At 34.4% G+C, this 15783-nt stretch carries 15 protein-coding genes and 1 pseudogene; 3 read left to right on the plus strand and 13 right to left on the minus strand.

The window, feature by feature from the left end:
* From ACNDLV_RS00340 to ykzS, 6 genes are all read right to left on the minus strand, one after another.
* On the minus strand, positions 1-746 hold a 746-nt coding region (locus ACNDLV_RS00340; RefSeq protein ID WP_498882834.1), incomplete at its 3' end, for a competence protein CoiA.
* Positions 747-805: 59 nt separating this feature from the next.
* Positions 806-1486 carry an adaptor protein MecA gene (locus ACNDLV_RS00345; RefSeq protein WP_006587042.1) on the minus strand — a complete coding sequence of 227 codons (681 nt, stop codon included), beginning with the start codon at positions 1484-1486 and terminating at the stop codon, positions 806-808.
* An 80-nt stretch (positions 1487-1566) separates the two neighbouring features.
* The gene (spx, locus tag ACNDLV_RS00350; RefSeq protein WP_006587459.1) at positions 1567-1965 is read right to left on the minus strand and encodes a transcriptional regulator Spx; all 399 of its coding nucleotides are present in this window, start codon (positions 1963-1965) and stop codon (positions 1567-1569) included.
* Between the two features lie 212 nt (positions 1966-2177).
* Positions 2178-3914, minus strand: a complete 1737-nt coding sequence (gene ptsP / locus ACNDLV_RS00355; protein WP_006587460.1) for a phosphoenolpyruvate--protein phosphotransferase — start codon at positions 3912-3914, stop codon at positions 2178-2180.
* The gene (locus ACNDLV_RS00360; RefSeq protein ID WP_006587045.1) at positions 3914-4180 is read right to left on the minus strand and encodes a phosphocarrier protein HPr; all 267 of its coding nucleotides are present in this window, start codon (positions 4178-4180) and stop codon (positions 3914-3916) included. The genes ptsP and ACNDLV_RS00360 overlap by 1 nt, the downstream gene beginning before the upstream one ends.
* A 105-nt stretch (positions 4181-4285) precedes the next feature.
* Positions 4286-4468 (minus strand): protein YkzS, encoded by a 183-nt coding sequence (ykzS, locus tag ACNDLV_RS00365; protein ID WP_006587046.1) that lies wholly within the window; start codon positions 4466-4468, stop codon positions 4286-4288.
* A gap of 159 nt (positions 4469-4627) precedes the next feature.
* On the opposite strand from ykzS, the gene ACNDLV_RS00370 reads away from it, so the two are divergent.
* Together ACNDLV_RS00370 and ACNDLV_RS00375 are read left to right on the plus strand one after the other, a co-directional pair.
* Positions 4628-6811 (plus strand): ATP-dependent Clp protease ATP-binding subunit, encoded by a 2184-nt coding sequence (locus ACNDLV_RS00370; protein ID WP_006587461.1) that lies wholly within the window; start codon positions 4628-4630, stop codon positions 6809-6811.
* 97 nt (positions 6812-6908) lie between these two features.
* Entirely contained in the window at positions 6909-7187 is a 279-nt protein-coding gene (locus ACNDLV_RS00375; protein ID WP_006587048.1) for a DUF1827 family protein, read from the plus strand.
* A 69-nt stretch (positions 7188-7256) separates the two neighbouring features.
* On the opposite strand, the gene ACNDLV_RS00380 is transcribed toward ACNDLV_RS00375, so the two are convergent.
* From ACNDLV_RS00380 to ACNDLV_RS00410, 7 genes and pseudogenes are all read right to left on the minus strand, one after another.
* A complete protein-coding gene (locus ACNDLV_RS00380) occupies positions 7257-8267 on the minus strand; it encodes an aldose epimerase family protein (RefSeq protein WP_006587049.1) in 1011 nt (336 codons plus the stop codon).
* Positions 8268-8297: 30 nt separating this feature from the next.
* Positions 8298-9758 (minus strand): UDP-glucose--hexose-1-phosphate uridylyltransferase, encoded by a 1461-nt coding sequence (locus ACNDLV_RS00385; RefSeq protein WP_498882839.1) that lies wholly within the window; start codon positions 9756-9758, stop codon positions 8298-8300.
* Complete coding sequence (galE, locus tag ACNDLV_RS00390; RefSeq protein ID WP_006587051.1) at positions 9755-10750, minus strand: UDP-glucose 4-epimerase GalE; 996 nt, start codon at positions 10748-10750, stop codon at positions 9755-9757. Before galE ends, ACNDLV_RS00385 begins: the two co-directional genes overlap by 4 nt.
* Positions 10751-10772: 22 nt before the next feature.
* Entirely contained in the window at positions 10773-11939 is a 1167-nt protein-coding gene (locus ACNDLV_RS00395) for a galactokinase (RefSeq protein ID WP_006587052.1), read from the minus strand.
* A 153-nt stretch (positions 11940-12092) separates the two neighbouring features.
* Positions 12093-12650, minus strand: coding sequence for a hypothetical protein (locus ACNDLV_RS00400; protein WP_006587053.1), 558 nt, complete (start codon positions 12648-12650; stop codon positions 12093-12095).
* A 117-nt stretch (positions 12651-12767) separates the two neighbouring features.
* Positions 12768-14339, minus strand: coding sequence for a peptide chain release factor 3 (locus ACNDLV_RS00405; RefSeq protein ID WP_006587054.1), 1572 nt, complete (start codon positions 14337-14339; stop codon positions 12768-12770).
* Positions 14339-15201: pseudogene (locus tag ACNDLV_RS00410) on the minus strand (hemolysin family protein). The gene ACNDLV_RS00405 and the pseudogene ACNDLV_RS00410 overlap by 1 nt, the downstream one beginning before the upstream one ends.
* 119 nt (positions 15202-15320) lie before the next feature.
* Between ACNDLV_RS00410 and ACNDLV_RS00415 the strand changes: the two are divergent.
* Positions 15321-15782: a hypothetical protein gene (locus ACNDLV_RS00415; protein ID WP_006587056.1), complete on the plus strand. Its 462-nt coding sequence runs from the start codon at positions 15321-15323 to the stop codon at positions 15780-15782.
* Position 15783 lies beyond the last annotated feature (1 nt).

Consider the following 15783-nt stretch of genomic DNA (forward strand, 5'->3'; position numbering starts at 1 on the left):
CAAAAAATTTGACAGTTTCTCCCTAACTTAGTTTGCATCTGAATTTGTCTTAATAAATAATTTTTTTGGCTATCTTTATTTAAATGATATTGTGAAAAGCCTGGATTGAATTGCCATAATTTAAGTATTCCAACTTCATCAATTCTAAATTGCTTAATTTGATATCTAATTTTCCTTGTTAATGGTTCTTGTAAGATTTGATATTTTAAAGTTAAATATTCTCGTTTACTATCAATTTCCAGATAATAATAGCCCCAACTCCTGTTAAATCTCAAAAAAATCGCTTGCCTTTGATTTAAGTAATTTGTCAAATAATGCCGCTTACCTACAATCCAAATATCAATTATCCCAACTTTTTTATATAAATTATGGCGATGTGAAAATTCTCCCTTTGAAAGTGGTGCACACTGAATTTCAAATGCTAATTGTGAATTTACAAGAATGTCTGCTCTCAATTCCCCTTTTGCCAAAGGGACTTCCTCTTTAGCTGGGAAACCAGCCGCAATTAAAGCTGTTTTTAAATTAATCTTTCCCCGATAATGTTCTTCTTTTTCTCCTTGCCGACCTACTTGAGCCATTTGATGTTTAAAAAAGGGTAATCTCTTTTCTGAAAGAACTAGAATAACTTTTTTCTTGCATCGCGGACAAAGATATTTCTCTTGATTTAAAGCTATAAGATTTGACTGAATCCGGGCTTCTTCTGTTCTTGCTAAAACTAATTTATTATTTAAAAGCGCTGCATACATAATAATCCTCCTGATTTTATGTACACAAAAAGAGGTCAAAATTTTTTGACCTCTTTTGACTATTTGAAATAAGTTAATAAATCAGCTAGTGCATCTTGCTTGATCAAACACTTTCCATTATTTTTGAACAAATTAAGCGTCTTATCATCAGCTAAAGTTCCAAATTCAAGACAAACTGACCAAATATTGCCAGAATCTACATCTTCAGCATTACCTAAATTATTCATTTGTAATAAATAATGTTCCTTGAAAGTATAAAGACTAGCCGCTACTTTATCTGTTGGTAAGCTATCAGCTAATTGAACTACTTGGTCAATATCAGAAAATAAGAAATTAGCTTGATTACTTACTTCCTTGGCTGGGATATCCTTGTTAGAATCTGAAGAAATTCCCAATTCTTTATTGAGCTTTTGAATAGGTCCTAACCTACTTTCACGATTATCATTACCCATTCCTAAAAGATTACCAAGTTGTTTTTGAATACTATCAGCATCTGCTTTATTATATTTCGTTATTAATAAATCCAGACCGCCTTCATTAGGCATTACTTGAAAAGTAACTGGTTGATTATCTCCGGCAAAAGAGTGATCCGTATCTACCTCGCGCAAGATGGAATAGAAAAAGTCTTGGATTTCACTTTTATTTCCAAGTAAATCTAGCATCCTAATGCCACGACTTTTTAATTCTTCTGAGTCCATGTGCACTCGAATAGTATTTTCATTTATTTTCTCTACTTGCACCTTAATCCCTCCTTTGTACTAGAATATTGTAACCTAAATTACTAATAAAATAAAAACGTTAGCCGAAGCTAACGTAATTTTTAAAGGTCAGCCAATTTTTGAGCTTTGGCCAATTCTAAACGACGTACCTTTCTTGGTAAGAAACGTCTAATTTCATCATCATTATAACCTACTTGAAGTCGACGATCATCCATAATAATTGGTCGACGCAACAAGCTTGGATTCTTTTCAACAAGGTCTAAAAGCTGATCAATTGAAAGATCATCCAAATTTACATGTAGTTCTTGAAAAGCTCTTGAGCGTGTTGAAATAATTTCTTCAGTCCCATTTTCAGTTAGACGAAGAATATTGACAATTTCTTCTTTAGTCAATGGTTCTGAAAAGATGTTTCTCTCTTTGAAAGGAACATCGTGCTTATTAAGCCATGCTCTTGCCTTACGACACGAAGTACAACTAGATGAAACATATAAATTAATCATTACGTCACGCTCCTTAAATATAACATCAATTCTTCCTGTGTAATTTATTATACACTATCAGCTTAACTTTATAAAGTTAATATTTGTTTAATATTCTTAAAACCTTATATTGTTAATCTTTTTTCTATAAAATTATTATATCAATTATTTTTGAAAGAAGTGTGAATTTAAGCAAAAAAATAAAAGAGCCTATAACTAGACTCTTTTATTTATTAATCTAAATTAAGCTTGCTCATCAAGTCTTCTACTAACTTTTGGTTATCTTCATTAGTTAAAGATTCATTGATTGCTTTATCTACTAAACCTTCTAAGTCCTTAGTATCAAGCTTCTTCATTTGGCTTCTGATACGCAAGATTGAAGTAGCGCTCATTGAGTATTCATCAAGTCCCATTGCTAAAAGAAGTGGGAACATTACTGAATCACCAGCTGCTTCACCACACATACCACACCAAATTCCGTTATCATGAGCAGCATCAATCGTGTGCTTAATCAAACGAAGAAGTGAAGGGTTGTAAGGTTGGTATAAGTATGAAACATGTTCATTACCACGGTCAGCAGCAAATGTGTACTGAATCAAGTCGTTAGTACCAATTGAGAAGAAGTCAACTTCCTTAGCAAATTGATCTGCAAGTACAGCTGCTGCAGGTACTTCAATCATCATACCTACTTGAATGTCATCACCAATCTTAACACCATCTTTAACAAGTTTTTCTTTTTCTTCATTAAAGATAGCTTTAGCCTTGTGAAGTTCAGCCAAAGTACCAATCATAGGGAACATAATTCCCAAACGACCATAAGCAGATGCACGAAGCAAAGCTCTTAATTGAGTACGGAAGATTTGATCTTCCTTAAGAGAAATTCTAATTGCACGATAGCCTAAGAATGGGTTCATTTCTTCAGGAAGTGGCAAGTATGGTAAGTGCTTATCCCCACCAATATCCATTGTACGAATAACAACTTGCTTGCCATTCATACCTTCAATGACTTTCTTATATGCTTCGAATTGGTCATCTTCTGAAGGAAGTTCGCTAGAATTCATGTACAAAAATTCAGTTCTGTACAAACCAACTGCTTCTGCACCATTTTCTAATACACCAGCCATATCATCTGGAGTACCAATATTTGCAGCAATTGTGAAGTGTTTACCATCTTTAGTTACTGATGGAGCATCTTTCAACTTCTTCCATTCAGCCTTTTGCTTTAAGAAGGCTTCACCCTTCTTCTTGTAGTCTGCTACTTCTTCATCAGAAGGTTCAATTACTGCTAAACCATCTAAACCATCAACTACTAAAAGTTGACCGTCTTTAATATCACTAGTAATTGAGTCAGTACCAACAACAGCAGGTAATTCTAAAGAACGTGCCATAATTGCTGAGTGAGCGGTACGACCACCAATATCTGTTACAAAGCCTTTTACATAGTCTTTGTTCAATTGGGCGGTATCACTTGGAGTCAAGTCATGAGCAACAACTACTACTTCATGATCGATAGCTGCAGGATTTGGTAAATTCTTGCCAAGCAAGTGAGCCATAATTCGCTTAGAAACGTCACGAATATCTGCAGCACGTTCTTTCATGTATTCATTATCAGTCATGCTTTCAAAGATTGTAATGAACTTTTGACTTGTTTCATCAAGTGCAAATTCACTATTTACCTTTGAATCTTTAATTTCTTGCTTAATTGCCCCAATGTATTCAGGGTCATTAAGAATTAACAAGTGCGCTTCAAAAACTTGTGCTTCTTCTTCACCCAAGTTTTCCTTAGCAATATCACGAACACTTTCAACATCGTGAATAGAAGTTTCTACAGCCTTTTCAAAGCGAGCAACTTCTTGATCTACATCATCTACTGAAGCTTTAGTAAAAGAAAGATCTGGCTCAACTAAACGATATGCAGGAGCAACTGCAATACCGTCACTAGCTGCAATACCCTTTAAAGTCTTTGTCATTATTCAGCTAAGCCTTCCTTTTTCATAGTGTCGCTGATTGCTTCGATTGCTTCTGCAGCGTCATCACCTTCAGCTGAAATAGTAACTTCAGCATCTTTACCAACACCAAGTGACATAACACCCATGATTGACTTAAGGTTTACGCTCTTACCATTAAATTCCAAGTTGATGTCTGAGCTGAACTTAGAAGCAGCTTGAACTAATAAAGTAGCTGGACGTGCGTGAATACCTGTTTCTGCAATAATGTGAAAATCGCGTTTTTCCATAGTTAAAAGTCTCCTTAATAAATCATTTTTTCAAAAATACCCGTACGGTATCTAGATTAACATGTTTATAAATTTAAAACAACAACAATGTAAATGTTTTCAGTCTTATTTATCAATATTTGTTGCAGTATAAATAATTGCCCCGCCTCTTAAAGCGCGCCCTTTAATATAAGTTCTTTTTCCAAAAGCTCGCAAGGCCTGTTGAAAGGCAAATGCATCTTTAGCTTCTATTTTGTATTCAGATAATTCCCCATCAACTAATTGATTTAAAATGCTTTCATAATCCATATTCTTCACCAACTTTTTAAATTTCGCTAATACCTTTTATGTAAACCTTAGACATTTTAACTAGCAAAAAATACTTTGGCAAATTCCGAGCTTAGCACTTGACTAGTTAGAGTGCTAAAACTACAATTTAAGTAAAGTTAAGGGAAAGGCGGTATATGAATGTTATGCCAAAATTGTCATGAACGCCCTGCCTCCATTCACCTTTACACTAAGGTAAATGGCGAAAGTCGTTCACTTGATTTATGCCAAAAATGCTACCAAGAATTTCGTGCTAGTCAAGGAGGAAACCTTGGTAACGAAAATATAAATAATGATAACTACGATAATAATGAAAATCCAAATATGGGAGACTTATTTGGGAACTTTAATAACTTATTCGGTTCAATGAATGGCGCCACTGCTAGTCAAATGCAAAATCCACAAACTCCTGGTCGGGGTGGAAATGGTAATAGCATTTTAGATCAATATGGAACAGATTTAACTGCTTTAGCTAAACAGGGTAAAATCGATCCTGTCATTGGTCGTGACAAAGAAATCGCTCGCGTAATCGAAATTTTAAACCGCAGAACCAAAAATAATCCTGTTTTAATTGGTGAAGCTGGCGTAGGTAAAACTGCAGTAGTTGAAGGGTTAGCTCAAGAAATTGTTGATGGTAGTGTTCCTGCCAAACTACAAAATAAGCGAATTGTTTCTCTCAATATTGTTTCAATGGTCCAAGGTACTGGTGTCCGAGGCCAATTTGAACAGAGAATGCAACGACTTATCAAAGAATTACAAAGCAATCCAGACTTAATTCTGTTTATAGATGAAATTCACCAAATTGTTGGAGCCGGAAATGCTGAAGGCGGAATGGATGCTGGCAATATTATTAAACCTGCTCTTGCACGTGGTGATTTCCAATTAGTTGGTGCAACAACGATTAAAGAATATCGTGAAATTGAAAAAGACTCTGCTCTTGCACGGCGCTTCCAACCTGTTGAAGTTAAAGAGCCAAGTGTAGATGAAACTATTAGAATTTTACATGGTATTCAAAAGCGATACGAAGACTATCACCATGTTCATTACACTGACGCTGCGATTGAAAGTGCAGTAAAATTATCGTCACGTTATATCCAAGATCGTTATTTACCTGATAAAGCTATCGACTTACTTGATGAAGCTGGTTCAAGAATGAACTTAACAATTCCTTTTGTTGATAAAGAAAAGATCAAAGAAAGAATTGATGCTGCTCAACAACTAAAACAAGATGCTTTAAAGAATGAAGATTACGAAAAAGCAGCCTACTATCGCGATCAAATTGAAAAATATGACAAGATGAAAGATCAAAAAGTTGATCCTGACAAATCCCCTGTCATTACTGACAAGATTATGAATAAGATTGTCGAAGAAAAAACTGGCATCCCTGTTGGCGATATTCAAAAGCAAGAAGAAAATCAATTACAAAACTTAGCTAGTGATTTAAAAGCAAAAGTTATCGGACAAGATAAGGCTGTTGAACAAGTTGCTCGAGCAATTCGCCGTAACCGCATTGGTTTCAATAAATCCGGTCGTCCAATTGGTTCATTCTTATTCGTTGGTCCAACTGGAGTTGGTAAGACTGAACTCGCTAAACAAGTTGCCTTAAAGATGTTTGGTTCTACTGACGCAATGATTCGCTTTGACATGTCAGAATATATGGAACAATATTCAGTTTCTAAGCTAATTGGATCTGCTCCAGGTTATGTAGGTTATGAAGAAGCAGGTCAGTTGACTGAACGAGTTCGTCACAATCCATATAGCCTGATTTTACTTGACGAAATAGAAAAAGCTCACCCAGATGTTTTAAACCTCTTCTTACAGATCTTGGATGATGGTCGCTTAACAGATTCTCAAGGTAGAACTGTTTCATTTAAAGATACAATAATCATTATGACTTCAAATGCTGGCCAAGGTATTAAAAATGCTAGCGTTGGATTTACTGCCGAAGCCAATCCAAGTAAAGAATCAACTCGTTCATCCATGAGTCAATTCTTTAAACCAGAATTTCTAAACCGACTTGATGATGTAATTGAATTTAATCCATTATCAAAAGAAGACTTGCTTAAAATTGTTGACTTAATGATTGCTAAGACTAATAGTATGATTAGCGATCAAGGTCTACATATTGATGTTACTGACGCTGCTAAAGAGAAGTTAGTAAAAGAAGGTTATGAACCTAGTCTTGGTGCAAGACCTCTCCGTCGCACAATTCAAGAAGAAATTGAAGATAAAGTAGCAGACTTCAAACTCGATCATGCTAATGTTAAAAATTTCCTTGCCGATTTAGTCAATGATGAGATTACTATTTCTGCTAAAGAAAGTTAAAATTAAGCACCTGCGGGTGCTTTTTCTATAAACGATTTAACGATTTTAGAGTATACTATAAATATAGAAACAATTTAGAAAGACGCAGGTGAAAACAATGCATTTAATTGACGTTACAAATACTTATTCTGACTTAGTTCAAAACCAGCTTAATTCAACTAATGCACAATATATTAAAGTTTATTCTCTTGGTAATTCTTCAGTTGTTTACACTGAAACAGATGCCGATATCGAAATTGTTATCGAAAATCATGATCGTAAAATAAAAGATGAAGAAGTTGAATTTTTGATTCGTCGCCTGATTCGTGATGATCGTAGCTACGATATTACAATTGACAAAACCAAAAAAGTAATTGCAATCACCTGCAGAAAATAATTAATTAAAGCAAATAAAAAGTTCAGTTGATTAACTTCAAAACGAAGTAGCCAACTGAACTTTTTTTGTTTACTCAAAATTCCAAATATTTTCCAAATAAAAATCTTCTCCAGCTAACAAAGTAATTGCTGATAAATCATTTCCAGAAACTGGTGGATATTGACATTCAAGTGCGATGCCTGCAAACTTATCAATATTTTTAGCAACTCCTGTCCCATCAAAATGATTAGCTGTATAAACAACCATACTTGGAGCTGTTGTTGTCATCGTAACACGATGATTTTTAGTTTCTAATTTAGCAGCAAACTTATCTCCATTAGTTAATAAAAACGGATGATTTAAGCCACCTTCAGATATTATTTGCTTGTCAGTACTATTAATTACATTAGCTAGTTTTTGTCCTTTACGAAAATCAAATACTGTATTGTCAACACTTAGCCATCCTTCATAAGGTAAATGCTCTTTATCTAATGGCTTAAAATAATCAGCAGCAATAGTTAAAGTGGTATCAAAAATATTATTTGGTTGATCCAAGGCAAAATAAGTGTGATTAGTAGGATTAAATAAAGTAGTTTCATCAGATTTTGCTCTAATTTGATACTTTAGTTGATTATCATTATTCAAAATATATTTAACTTCTAATTTTAAATTACCAGGATATGAATTATGTCCTGCTGAATCCAGAAAGGTAAAAATAACTTCTATCTTTTCAGGTGATTTGTTGATTCTAAAGTTATAAACTTGTTGATCTAGCCCATCATTTCCACCATGAATATGATTTTTCCCCTCATTCATTGCCAGCACTACATCTTTACTTCCGCAATGCCAAATATGACCACGAATACGTCCTACTACTCTACCAACAGTTCCACCTAAAAAATTACGTTCTTTACTATAATCAAGGCGCCCAGGCAAAGATAAAACCAAGTTTTGCAGACCTGCTTGTCCAGGCATTAATACTTGTTCTAAAGTTGCTCCATAATTCAATAATTTTACAACTAAGCCTTGGTCGTTCACTAAAGTAAATTCATATAAATTTTGCTCGCAATATTGACCATATTTTTCGACTTTAATATCCATAAACTTTCACCACTTCTAAATAGCTATAAGTTATAGCTGATGACAGAATCGCTTAAATGCCGCAATACCTACTTCATCACGCTTGAAAACCCCAGCATCTGCTAAAACTTGCGCAAAGACTTCTCCTACAGCCAATTGCAGTTGCTTATCAGAATTGCTTTCACTCCATGAGTATTTTTGGCGTAATTGCTCAGCCCACTCCTTATGAATCGGATTAATCTGATTAGGTTGATTCAATAAGTATTTTTTCACTTCATTAAATTCCGTTTTCAATCTTGCAGGTAAAATTGCACGTCCCATTACCTCTATCAGACCAATATTTTCCTTTTTTATATGCTGAACATCAGCATGTGGATGAAAAATTCCATCAGGATATTTATTACTAGTTTGATTATCACGCAATACCAAATCTAATTGATATTTTCCTGCAATTTTTTGAGCAATTGGTGTAATAGTATGATGTCTGATACCATTAGTTACTGCTCTTACATCCACTGTTTCATCAGTATAGTTATCCCAAATTTTTCTGATATGTTCTGCTGCATTAATTAACTCATCTTTATCATGGCTAATTAGCCGAATTACACTCATTGGCCACTTAACAATCCCCGCTTTTACTTCAGGATAATCTGCTAATTGCAATTTGATTTCTATCGGAGCTTTGGCCATTGGAAAAATATGTCGTCCACCTTGATAATGTTCATGAGAGAGCATTGAACCGCCAACAATCGGTAAATCAGCATTTGAACCAACAAAATATTCAGGAAACATATCAACAATCGCAAGCAAATTACTAAACGTTGTTTGATTTATTACCATCGGTTCATGATTTTCATCAAGAAAAATTGCGTGTTCATTAAAATAAGCATACGGCGAATATTGAAATCCCCAAGTTTTACCACCTAATAAGAATCTGATAATTCGATGATTGGCTCTTGCTGCGAAATTATTTCTTCCAGCATATCCTTCTGTTTCCATACATAAAGCACAAGCAGGATAACCTGCCTTTTTTAATTTAGCTGCAGCCGCGATATCTTTAGGATCTTTTTCAGGTTTAGACATATTAATCGTTATTTCCAAGTCACCATATTCAGTTTTAGCTGGAAAAACAATATTTTTAGCGATGGTTCTTGTTTGAATATAGTTATTAGCTTTACTTAAATTGAAAAACCAATTGGTAGCTTCTTTGGCACCTGCTTGATATTTATCCCAAAATATATGATTTGCTTGACTAGGACTAGGTGTTGCCAAATCCATAATTTGAGCTTCTAGAATCTGTTTAGCCGCTAAAGTATCCGCAATCTTCTTATTTGCTACTGCTTCTTTTACTAATAGATCAAGATTAGCTAAAAAATCCTTTGCTGCAGATAAACTAAGTGCATTATCCCCTATTAAGTTCAATAAACGATTAGTAAGATATACCTTATCCATTTCTGAATAATTGGGGTTTAATTTTAAAATAAGTTCAATTTGTTTTTCGATTGCTGTCAATTACGATCACCAAAACCTTCCGGATTATTTTCATGCCATTTCCAAGCGGTTTCAATTATTTTTTCAATATTATCAAATTGAGGCTTCCAACCTAACAGTTCTTTAGCCTTATCTGAGCTTGCAATCAAAGTGCTAGGATCTCCAAGTCTTCTAGGGCCAATACTTGCTGGGATTGGCTCACCAGTTACCTTACGCGCTGCTTGCAAAATTTCCATATTAGAAAAACCTGTTGCTGATCCTAAATTAAAAGCTGTTGACGAGTTGCCAGCTTCCAAATATTTCAAGGCTAAAACATGAGCATCTGCCAAATCTAAAACATGGACATAGTCACGAATATTAGTGCCATCTTTAGTTGGATAATCATTACCGTAAATTTGTAAACTTGGACGTTTACCTGCCGCCACTTGCAAAATAATTGGAATCAAGTGCGTTTCTGGATTATGATCTTCACCAATTGAACCATCTGGCATAGCTCCTGCGACATTAAAATAACGCAAGGCTACAAACTTTAATCCATCAGCTAAATCAGCCCAGTGCATAATTTTTTCCATAGCTAATTTACTTTCTCCATAAGCATTTGTAGGAAGCTGGGGATCAGTTTCTTTAATTGGAATTTGCTTTGGTTCTCCGTACGTTGCGGCAGTTGATGAAAAAACAATTCTTTTTATTCCAAATTGATTCATTGCCTCAAGTAACGTTACCATTCCACAAGTATTATTATCAAAATACTTTAGCGGATTTTTCATTGATTCAGGAACTACAGAAAATGCAGCAAAATGGACTATTCCATCTACTTTTTCCTGACTGAAAACTGAACTTAAAAACTGAAAATCTCTAATATCTCCTTGGTAAAACCTTGCCCGTTTATCAACTGCTCTTCGATGACCCGTAATTAAATTATCTAAAACAATAACATCTTCACCCGTAGCTAATAAACGTTTAACTGTATGAGAGCCAATATAGCCAGCTCCACCTAAAACTGCAATTGTCATATTTTATCTCCTTAAAAAACTATTAACTTAATTGCTTTGCACCATCTGCAATATTTGCAACATAAAAGTGTGCATCATAACCTATTTTTTGACGGTAAACTTGCCCAACCTCATTAATAAAATCTTCTACATTATCAAGATTTACAATTGCAATTGCACAGCCTCCAAAACCCGCACCGGTCATTCTAGCACCTAAAACCCCTGCTTGCTTTAAAGCGGTTGTTACTAAAGTATCTAATTCTGGGCCAGTTACTTCATAATCATAAGCCAAAGATACTCCAGAAGCAGAAACTAATTTTCCGAATCCTTTTAAGTTCCCTGCTTGTAGAGCCTTTGCAGCATTCAAAGTTCTCATGTTTTCAAATACTGCATGACGAGCGCGTTTAATCAAAATTGGATCATAAATTAAATAAGTATTTTCATCAAATTCATCTTCAGTTAAATCACCTAAACTAGAGATATTTAGCTCTTTTTGCAGTCTTGCCAAAGCCTGTTCACATTCACTACGCCGTTCATTGTACTTAGAATCTACTAACTCTCTACGCTTATTAGTATTCATAATAACAATTACGTTATCACCCATTTCGACTGGTAAATAATCATATTGCATAGTATTAGTATCTAATAACATTGCTTGGTTTTCTTTTCCCATTTCAATAGCAAATTGATCCATAATACCAGATTTTACGCCAATATAATCATTTTCAACCCTTACACCAAATTTAACTAATTCAAGAGGTGTAAACTTTCCACCAAATAAATTATTCAAAATGGTTGCTACAAGCATCTCAAGGGAGGCAGAACTTGATAAACCAGCTCCATCAGGCAAATTACCACTAATATAAATATTAAGGCCATGACTATAGTCTAAACCAGCTGCTTGCATAACTTGTGCCATTCCTTGGAAATAATCTGTCCAAAGACCTTGCTTTTCTTTAGCCAAATCAGCAAAAGTAATTTTTACAACTCCAACATCTGGGAAGTTATCAGAATAAAGTAAAAAGGCATCCTGATCATTTGAACCAACAGCAGCATAAGTTCCCAGTGTAATTGCACAGGGAAAAACATGCCCACCATTATAATCAGTATGTTCACCTATCAAATTAATCCTACCGGGAGCAAAAAAAGTATGCTCAGCAGCTTTTCCAAATTGTTCGATAAATCCTTTTTTAACATTTGTACTTTTCATTCATCTTCTCCTTGAGAAATAAAAAAGACCACAAACTATCCACTCAAAAAGTGGATAATTTGCAGTCTTGCCTAATTAAATAGTTACAATCTACAATTTCATCTACATTTTTATTATAGCACATATCTCTATTAATGTAAGCGCTATTAAGCTCTACTTATTTTTAGTATTCATTCTCCAGCACATTCCATAAAGCAATAATATTATTGCTCCCCAAATGTAAGCTAATTTTACAGAAATAGCGTAACTTAACGGCAAAGAATAAATATAAATCATCGCAACACTTACAACTAATCCAACAACTAATAATACTGGTCTTACTATCTTAGTTTTATTCATATCTTTATTTAAATTAGCCACAGCAATTCCTTGTCCCAATAATGGAATCAAACCATAAAAAAGCAGTAACTCTAAGAAGACTGAGCTAGGCTTATAGGAAGGCAATATTAAAGAAGCAATAATTAACATAAATTCTAAAGCAACAATAATGCGAGCTTGCTTCTTATTAAGATTTGAAGCCCAAGAAGCTGTTAATATAATAGTTACAACTAATGCAAATATATACAATGCAAAAAGCAAATGTTGTAAGGAATTATTCGGTGTGTACTGACGTAAGTATGTTGCCAGCTTTAGTTGAACAAAAAACGCCAATACCAGATAAATTAAATTTGGTAGTTTAGTTTTCAAAGTAGTAACCCTTTCTTCATTCATAAATAAAACTATTTTTCTCCCTTTACTATCAATTATACGCTCCCCCCATTTTTTTGTAAGCGCTTATTATAAAACGATAAAAAAGCACTGAGCTTCTAACTCAGTGCTTTTCTAATCTTACAACTTTTCAGTTAATTTTACATCTGGATATTTATCATGGAACCAGCGCATTGCAAATTCATTTTCAAATAAGAACAATGGCTTATCATATCGATCCTTAACCAAGAGGTTCCGTGATGAGGACATCTTAGGATCAAGTTGCTCTGGATCAATCCAACGCGCAACTCTCTTACCTAATGATGTCATTTCTACTTCTGAATTATATTCATTTTGCATTCTAAACTTAAATACTTCAAATTGAAGTTGTCCAACTGCCCCTAAAATATATTCATCAGTGTTAAAGTTGCGGTATAACTGAACTGCCCCTTCTTGAACTAATTGATTCATTCCCTTATGGAATGACTTTTGCTTCATTACATTCTTAGCTGTAACTCGCATAAATAATTCTGGCGTAAATTCAGGAAGTGGTTCATAAACGATTTTACGTTTACCAGCATAAATACTATCACCAATCTGGAAATTACCAGTATCATATAGCCCAACAATATCACCAGCGACAGCTTTAGATACTTGAACACGCTCACTTGACATAAATTCAGTCGCATTATTTAAACGAACTGCCTTGCCAGTTCTTGCTAAAGTTACATCAAGTCCCTTTTCAAATTCACCACTACCAATTCTAACAAAGGCAATTCGGTCACGGTGATTTGGATTCATGTTAGCTTGAATCTTAAAGATAAAGCCAGAAAATTCTTCATCATCTGGTTTAAGTTCTTCATCATCATTAACTTTATGGCTACTTGGTGCTGGCGCTAAATCAACAAAACTCTTCAAGAAAGTTTCAACCCCAAAATTAGTTAAAGCTGATCCAAAGAAAACTGGTGTCTGTTCACCCGCTAATACTCTTTCTTCATCAAAAGTATTACCTGCTTCTTTAATTAATTCAATATCATCTAATGCTGACAAATATAAGCTATCATGACTTAATTCTTCGCTTTCAGGTAATTTACCTTCGCTATCTAAGTCAATAAAGCGATCATCGCCATCTTTACGATAAAGCTCTACTCGGTTATTTTGAATATCGTATAAGCCCTTTAAGCTCTTACCAGAACCAATAGGCCAATTCATCGCAACACCTTCGATACCTAAGATATCCTCTAATTCAGCTACTAAATCTAAGCCATCCCGACCATCACGATCAAGCTTGTTCATAAAAGTAAAGATTGGAATACCACGTTTACGCACAACTTTGAAAAGCTTCTTAGTCTGTGGTTCGATACCCTTAGCTGAATCAATTACCATAACCGCTGCATCTACTGCCATCAAAGTACGGTAAGTATCTTCAGAGAAGTCTTGGTGTCCTGGTGTATCAAGAATATTAATTCTCTTACCTTCATATTCGAATTGCATAACTGAACTAGTAACAGAAATACCACGCTTTTTTTCAATTTCCATCCAGTCACTAGTTGCGAAATGGCCAGACTTACGTGCTTTAACTGTACCAGCACTTCTAATAACCCCACCAAATAAAAGCATTTGTTCCGTAATTGTTGTCTTACCAGCATCGGGGTGGGAAATGATTGCAAAAGTCCGACGCTTATTAACTTGATCTAATAACTTCTCTGCCATTAATCCTCAATTTCTTCTTTCTTTTTATTTGGAATTGTTAAAAGCAAGGTAAGAATTCGAGACCCTTTCATTCTTCTAGTTGTCAAAACCATACCATTGTCTAAAGGAACGGATAACTTCTCGCCCTTTGCAGGAATCATTCCCAATTTTGTAATGACATAACCGGCAACAGTATCAACATCTTCCATTTCTAAATTGGTTTCAAATTCTTCATTGAAATCATCAAGGGTCATCTTACCGTAAATTACATACTTATTGTCACTTAACTTGGTAAATAAAACTTCAGCAGTATCAACTTCATCATCAATATCACCGACTATTTCTTCAATTAAGTCTTCAATAGTTGCTAAACCAACAACCCCACCATATTCATCAGTTAAAATAGCAATTTGTTGCTGTCTTTTTTGCATTTCAACTAATAATTCACCTAAATCAATTGTTTCTGGTGCAAACAGCGCTTATACATTACATCTTGGTAATCAAGTTTATCAAAGCCTAGCTTTCTTGCCTTACGCAAAACAGTTCTAATATGGATAACACCAACAATTATATCCTTGTCTTGATCATATACAGGGATTCGAGAATATGGTTCATGCAATATATCATCAAGATTATCTTGAAAATTATCATTAATATCGACCATGAACGCATCTGTTCTTGGTACCATTACTTCCCGGGCCATTTTACCTTGAAAGTTTAAAATCCCAGTAAACATAGAATAGACTGTATCATTAATCGACTTATCTTCATGCAATTTTTCAATTTCTTGTTCTAATTGCTCAAGGGGTTCACTTTCTTCCTCACCCACAAATTTTTTACGTAGATTTTCAAAGAAATTTGACGCCGCAGGGTCACTACTCATCTTCTTGCTCTCTTTCTATCTTTAATAATAAAAATAAAATATGTCAAATAATCCATAGTATTATACCATAGCTAAGCGCAATTTTATGATAAAATGCTACTAAGAAAGAGGTTATACTTATGGAAAAGAAACGTGTATATTTAGTTTTTGTCTTTTTACTACTAATTCCATACTTGTGCAGCTTAGCAGTTATCGGAATTGGATATAATGCTTTAGTTCTTCATTCTAGCAGCATTTGGCGTTCAACTATTGGAGCTTTAATGGGGAGCTTTATTATGTTTGCCATTAAAGCAACAATTCAACGACCACTTGACTTGATGGCTAATCAAATTAATGAAGGACTTTTTGAACAATTTCTTCGTTTCTTTAGTGTTAGACGGCGGCCTTGGTTACAACTAGCCAATATAGTTTTAGATTTTATTTTATGTTATATTGCAACCTTCCTAGTCCGCACTTTCCTTAACTTAGATCAAATTGTTGGCAATTCAGTTGGCATTACCTTGATAGTAATGTTTGTTTCAACTTGTATTGGGGCATATTTAGAATATGACAACCTTTCAATTGATCCTGGCCAACATTAAC

The sequence above is a fragment of the Lactobacillus fornicalis genome (genome assembly GCF_055362665.1).

Coding starts and splice junctions, on each gene's coding strand:
- ACNDLV_RS00370 (WP_006587461.1), top strand. CDS start 4,628: ATGTTATGCCAAAATTGTCATGAACGCCCTGCCTCCATTCACCTTTAC.
- ACNDLV_RS00400 (WP_006587053.1), bottom strand. CDS start 12,650: ATGAATGAAGAAAGGGTTACTACTTTGAAAACTAAACTACCAAATTTA.
- ACNDLV_RS00380 (WP_006587049.1), bottom strand. CDS start 8,267: ATGGATATTAAAGTCGAAAAATATGGTCAATATTGCGAGCAAAATTTA.
- galE (WP_006587051.1), bottom strand. CDS start 10,750: ATGACAATTGCAGTTTTAGGTGGAGCTGGCTATATTGGCTCTCATACA.
- ACNDLV_RS00395 (WP_006587052.1), bottom strand. CDS start 11,939: ATGAAAAGTACAAATGTTAAAAAAGGATTTATCGAACAATTTGGAAAA.
- ykzS (WP_006587046.1), bottom strand. CDS start 4,468: ATGGATTATGAAAGCATTTTAAATCAATTAGTTGATGGGGAATTATCT.
- spx (WP_006587459.1), bottom strand. CDS start 1,965: ATGATTAATTTATATGTTTCATCTAGTTGTACTTCGTGTCGTAAGGCA.
- ACNDLV_RS00405 (WP_006587054.1), bottom strand. CDS start 14,339: ATGGCAGAGAAGTTATTAGATCAAGTTAATAAGCGTCGGACTTTTGCA.
- ptsP (WP_006587460.1), bottom strand. CDS start 3,914: ATGACAAAGACTTTAAAGGGTATTGCAGCTAGTGACGGTATTGCAGTT.
- ACNDLV_RS00360 (WP_006587045.1), bottom strand. CDS start 4,180: ATGGAAAAACGCGATTTTCACATTATTGCAGAAACAGGTATTCACGCA.
- ACNDLV_RS00415 (WP_006587056.1), top strand. CDS start 15,321: ATGGAAAAGAAACGTGTATATTTAGTTTTTGTCTTTTTACTACTAATT.
- ACNDLV_RS00375 (WP_006587048.1), top strand. CDS start 6,909: ATGCATTTAATTGACGTTACAAATACTTATTCTGACTTAGTTCAAAAC.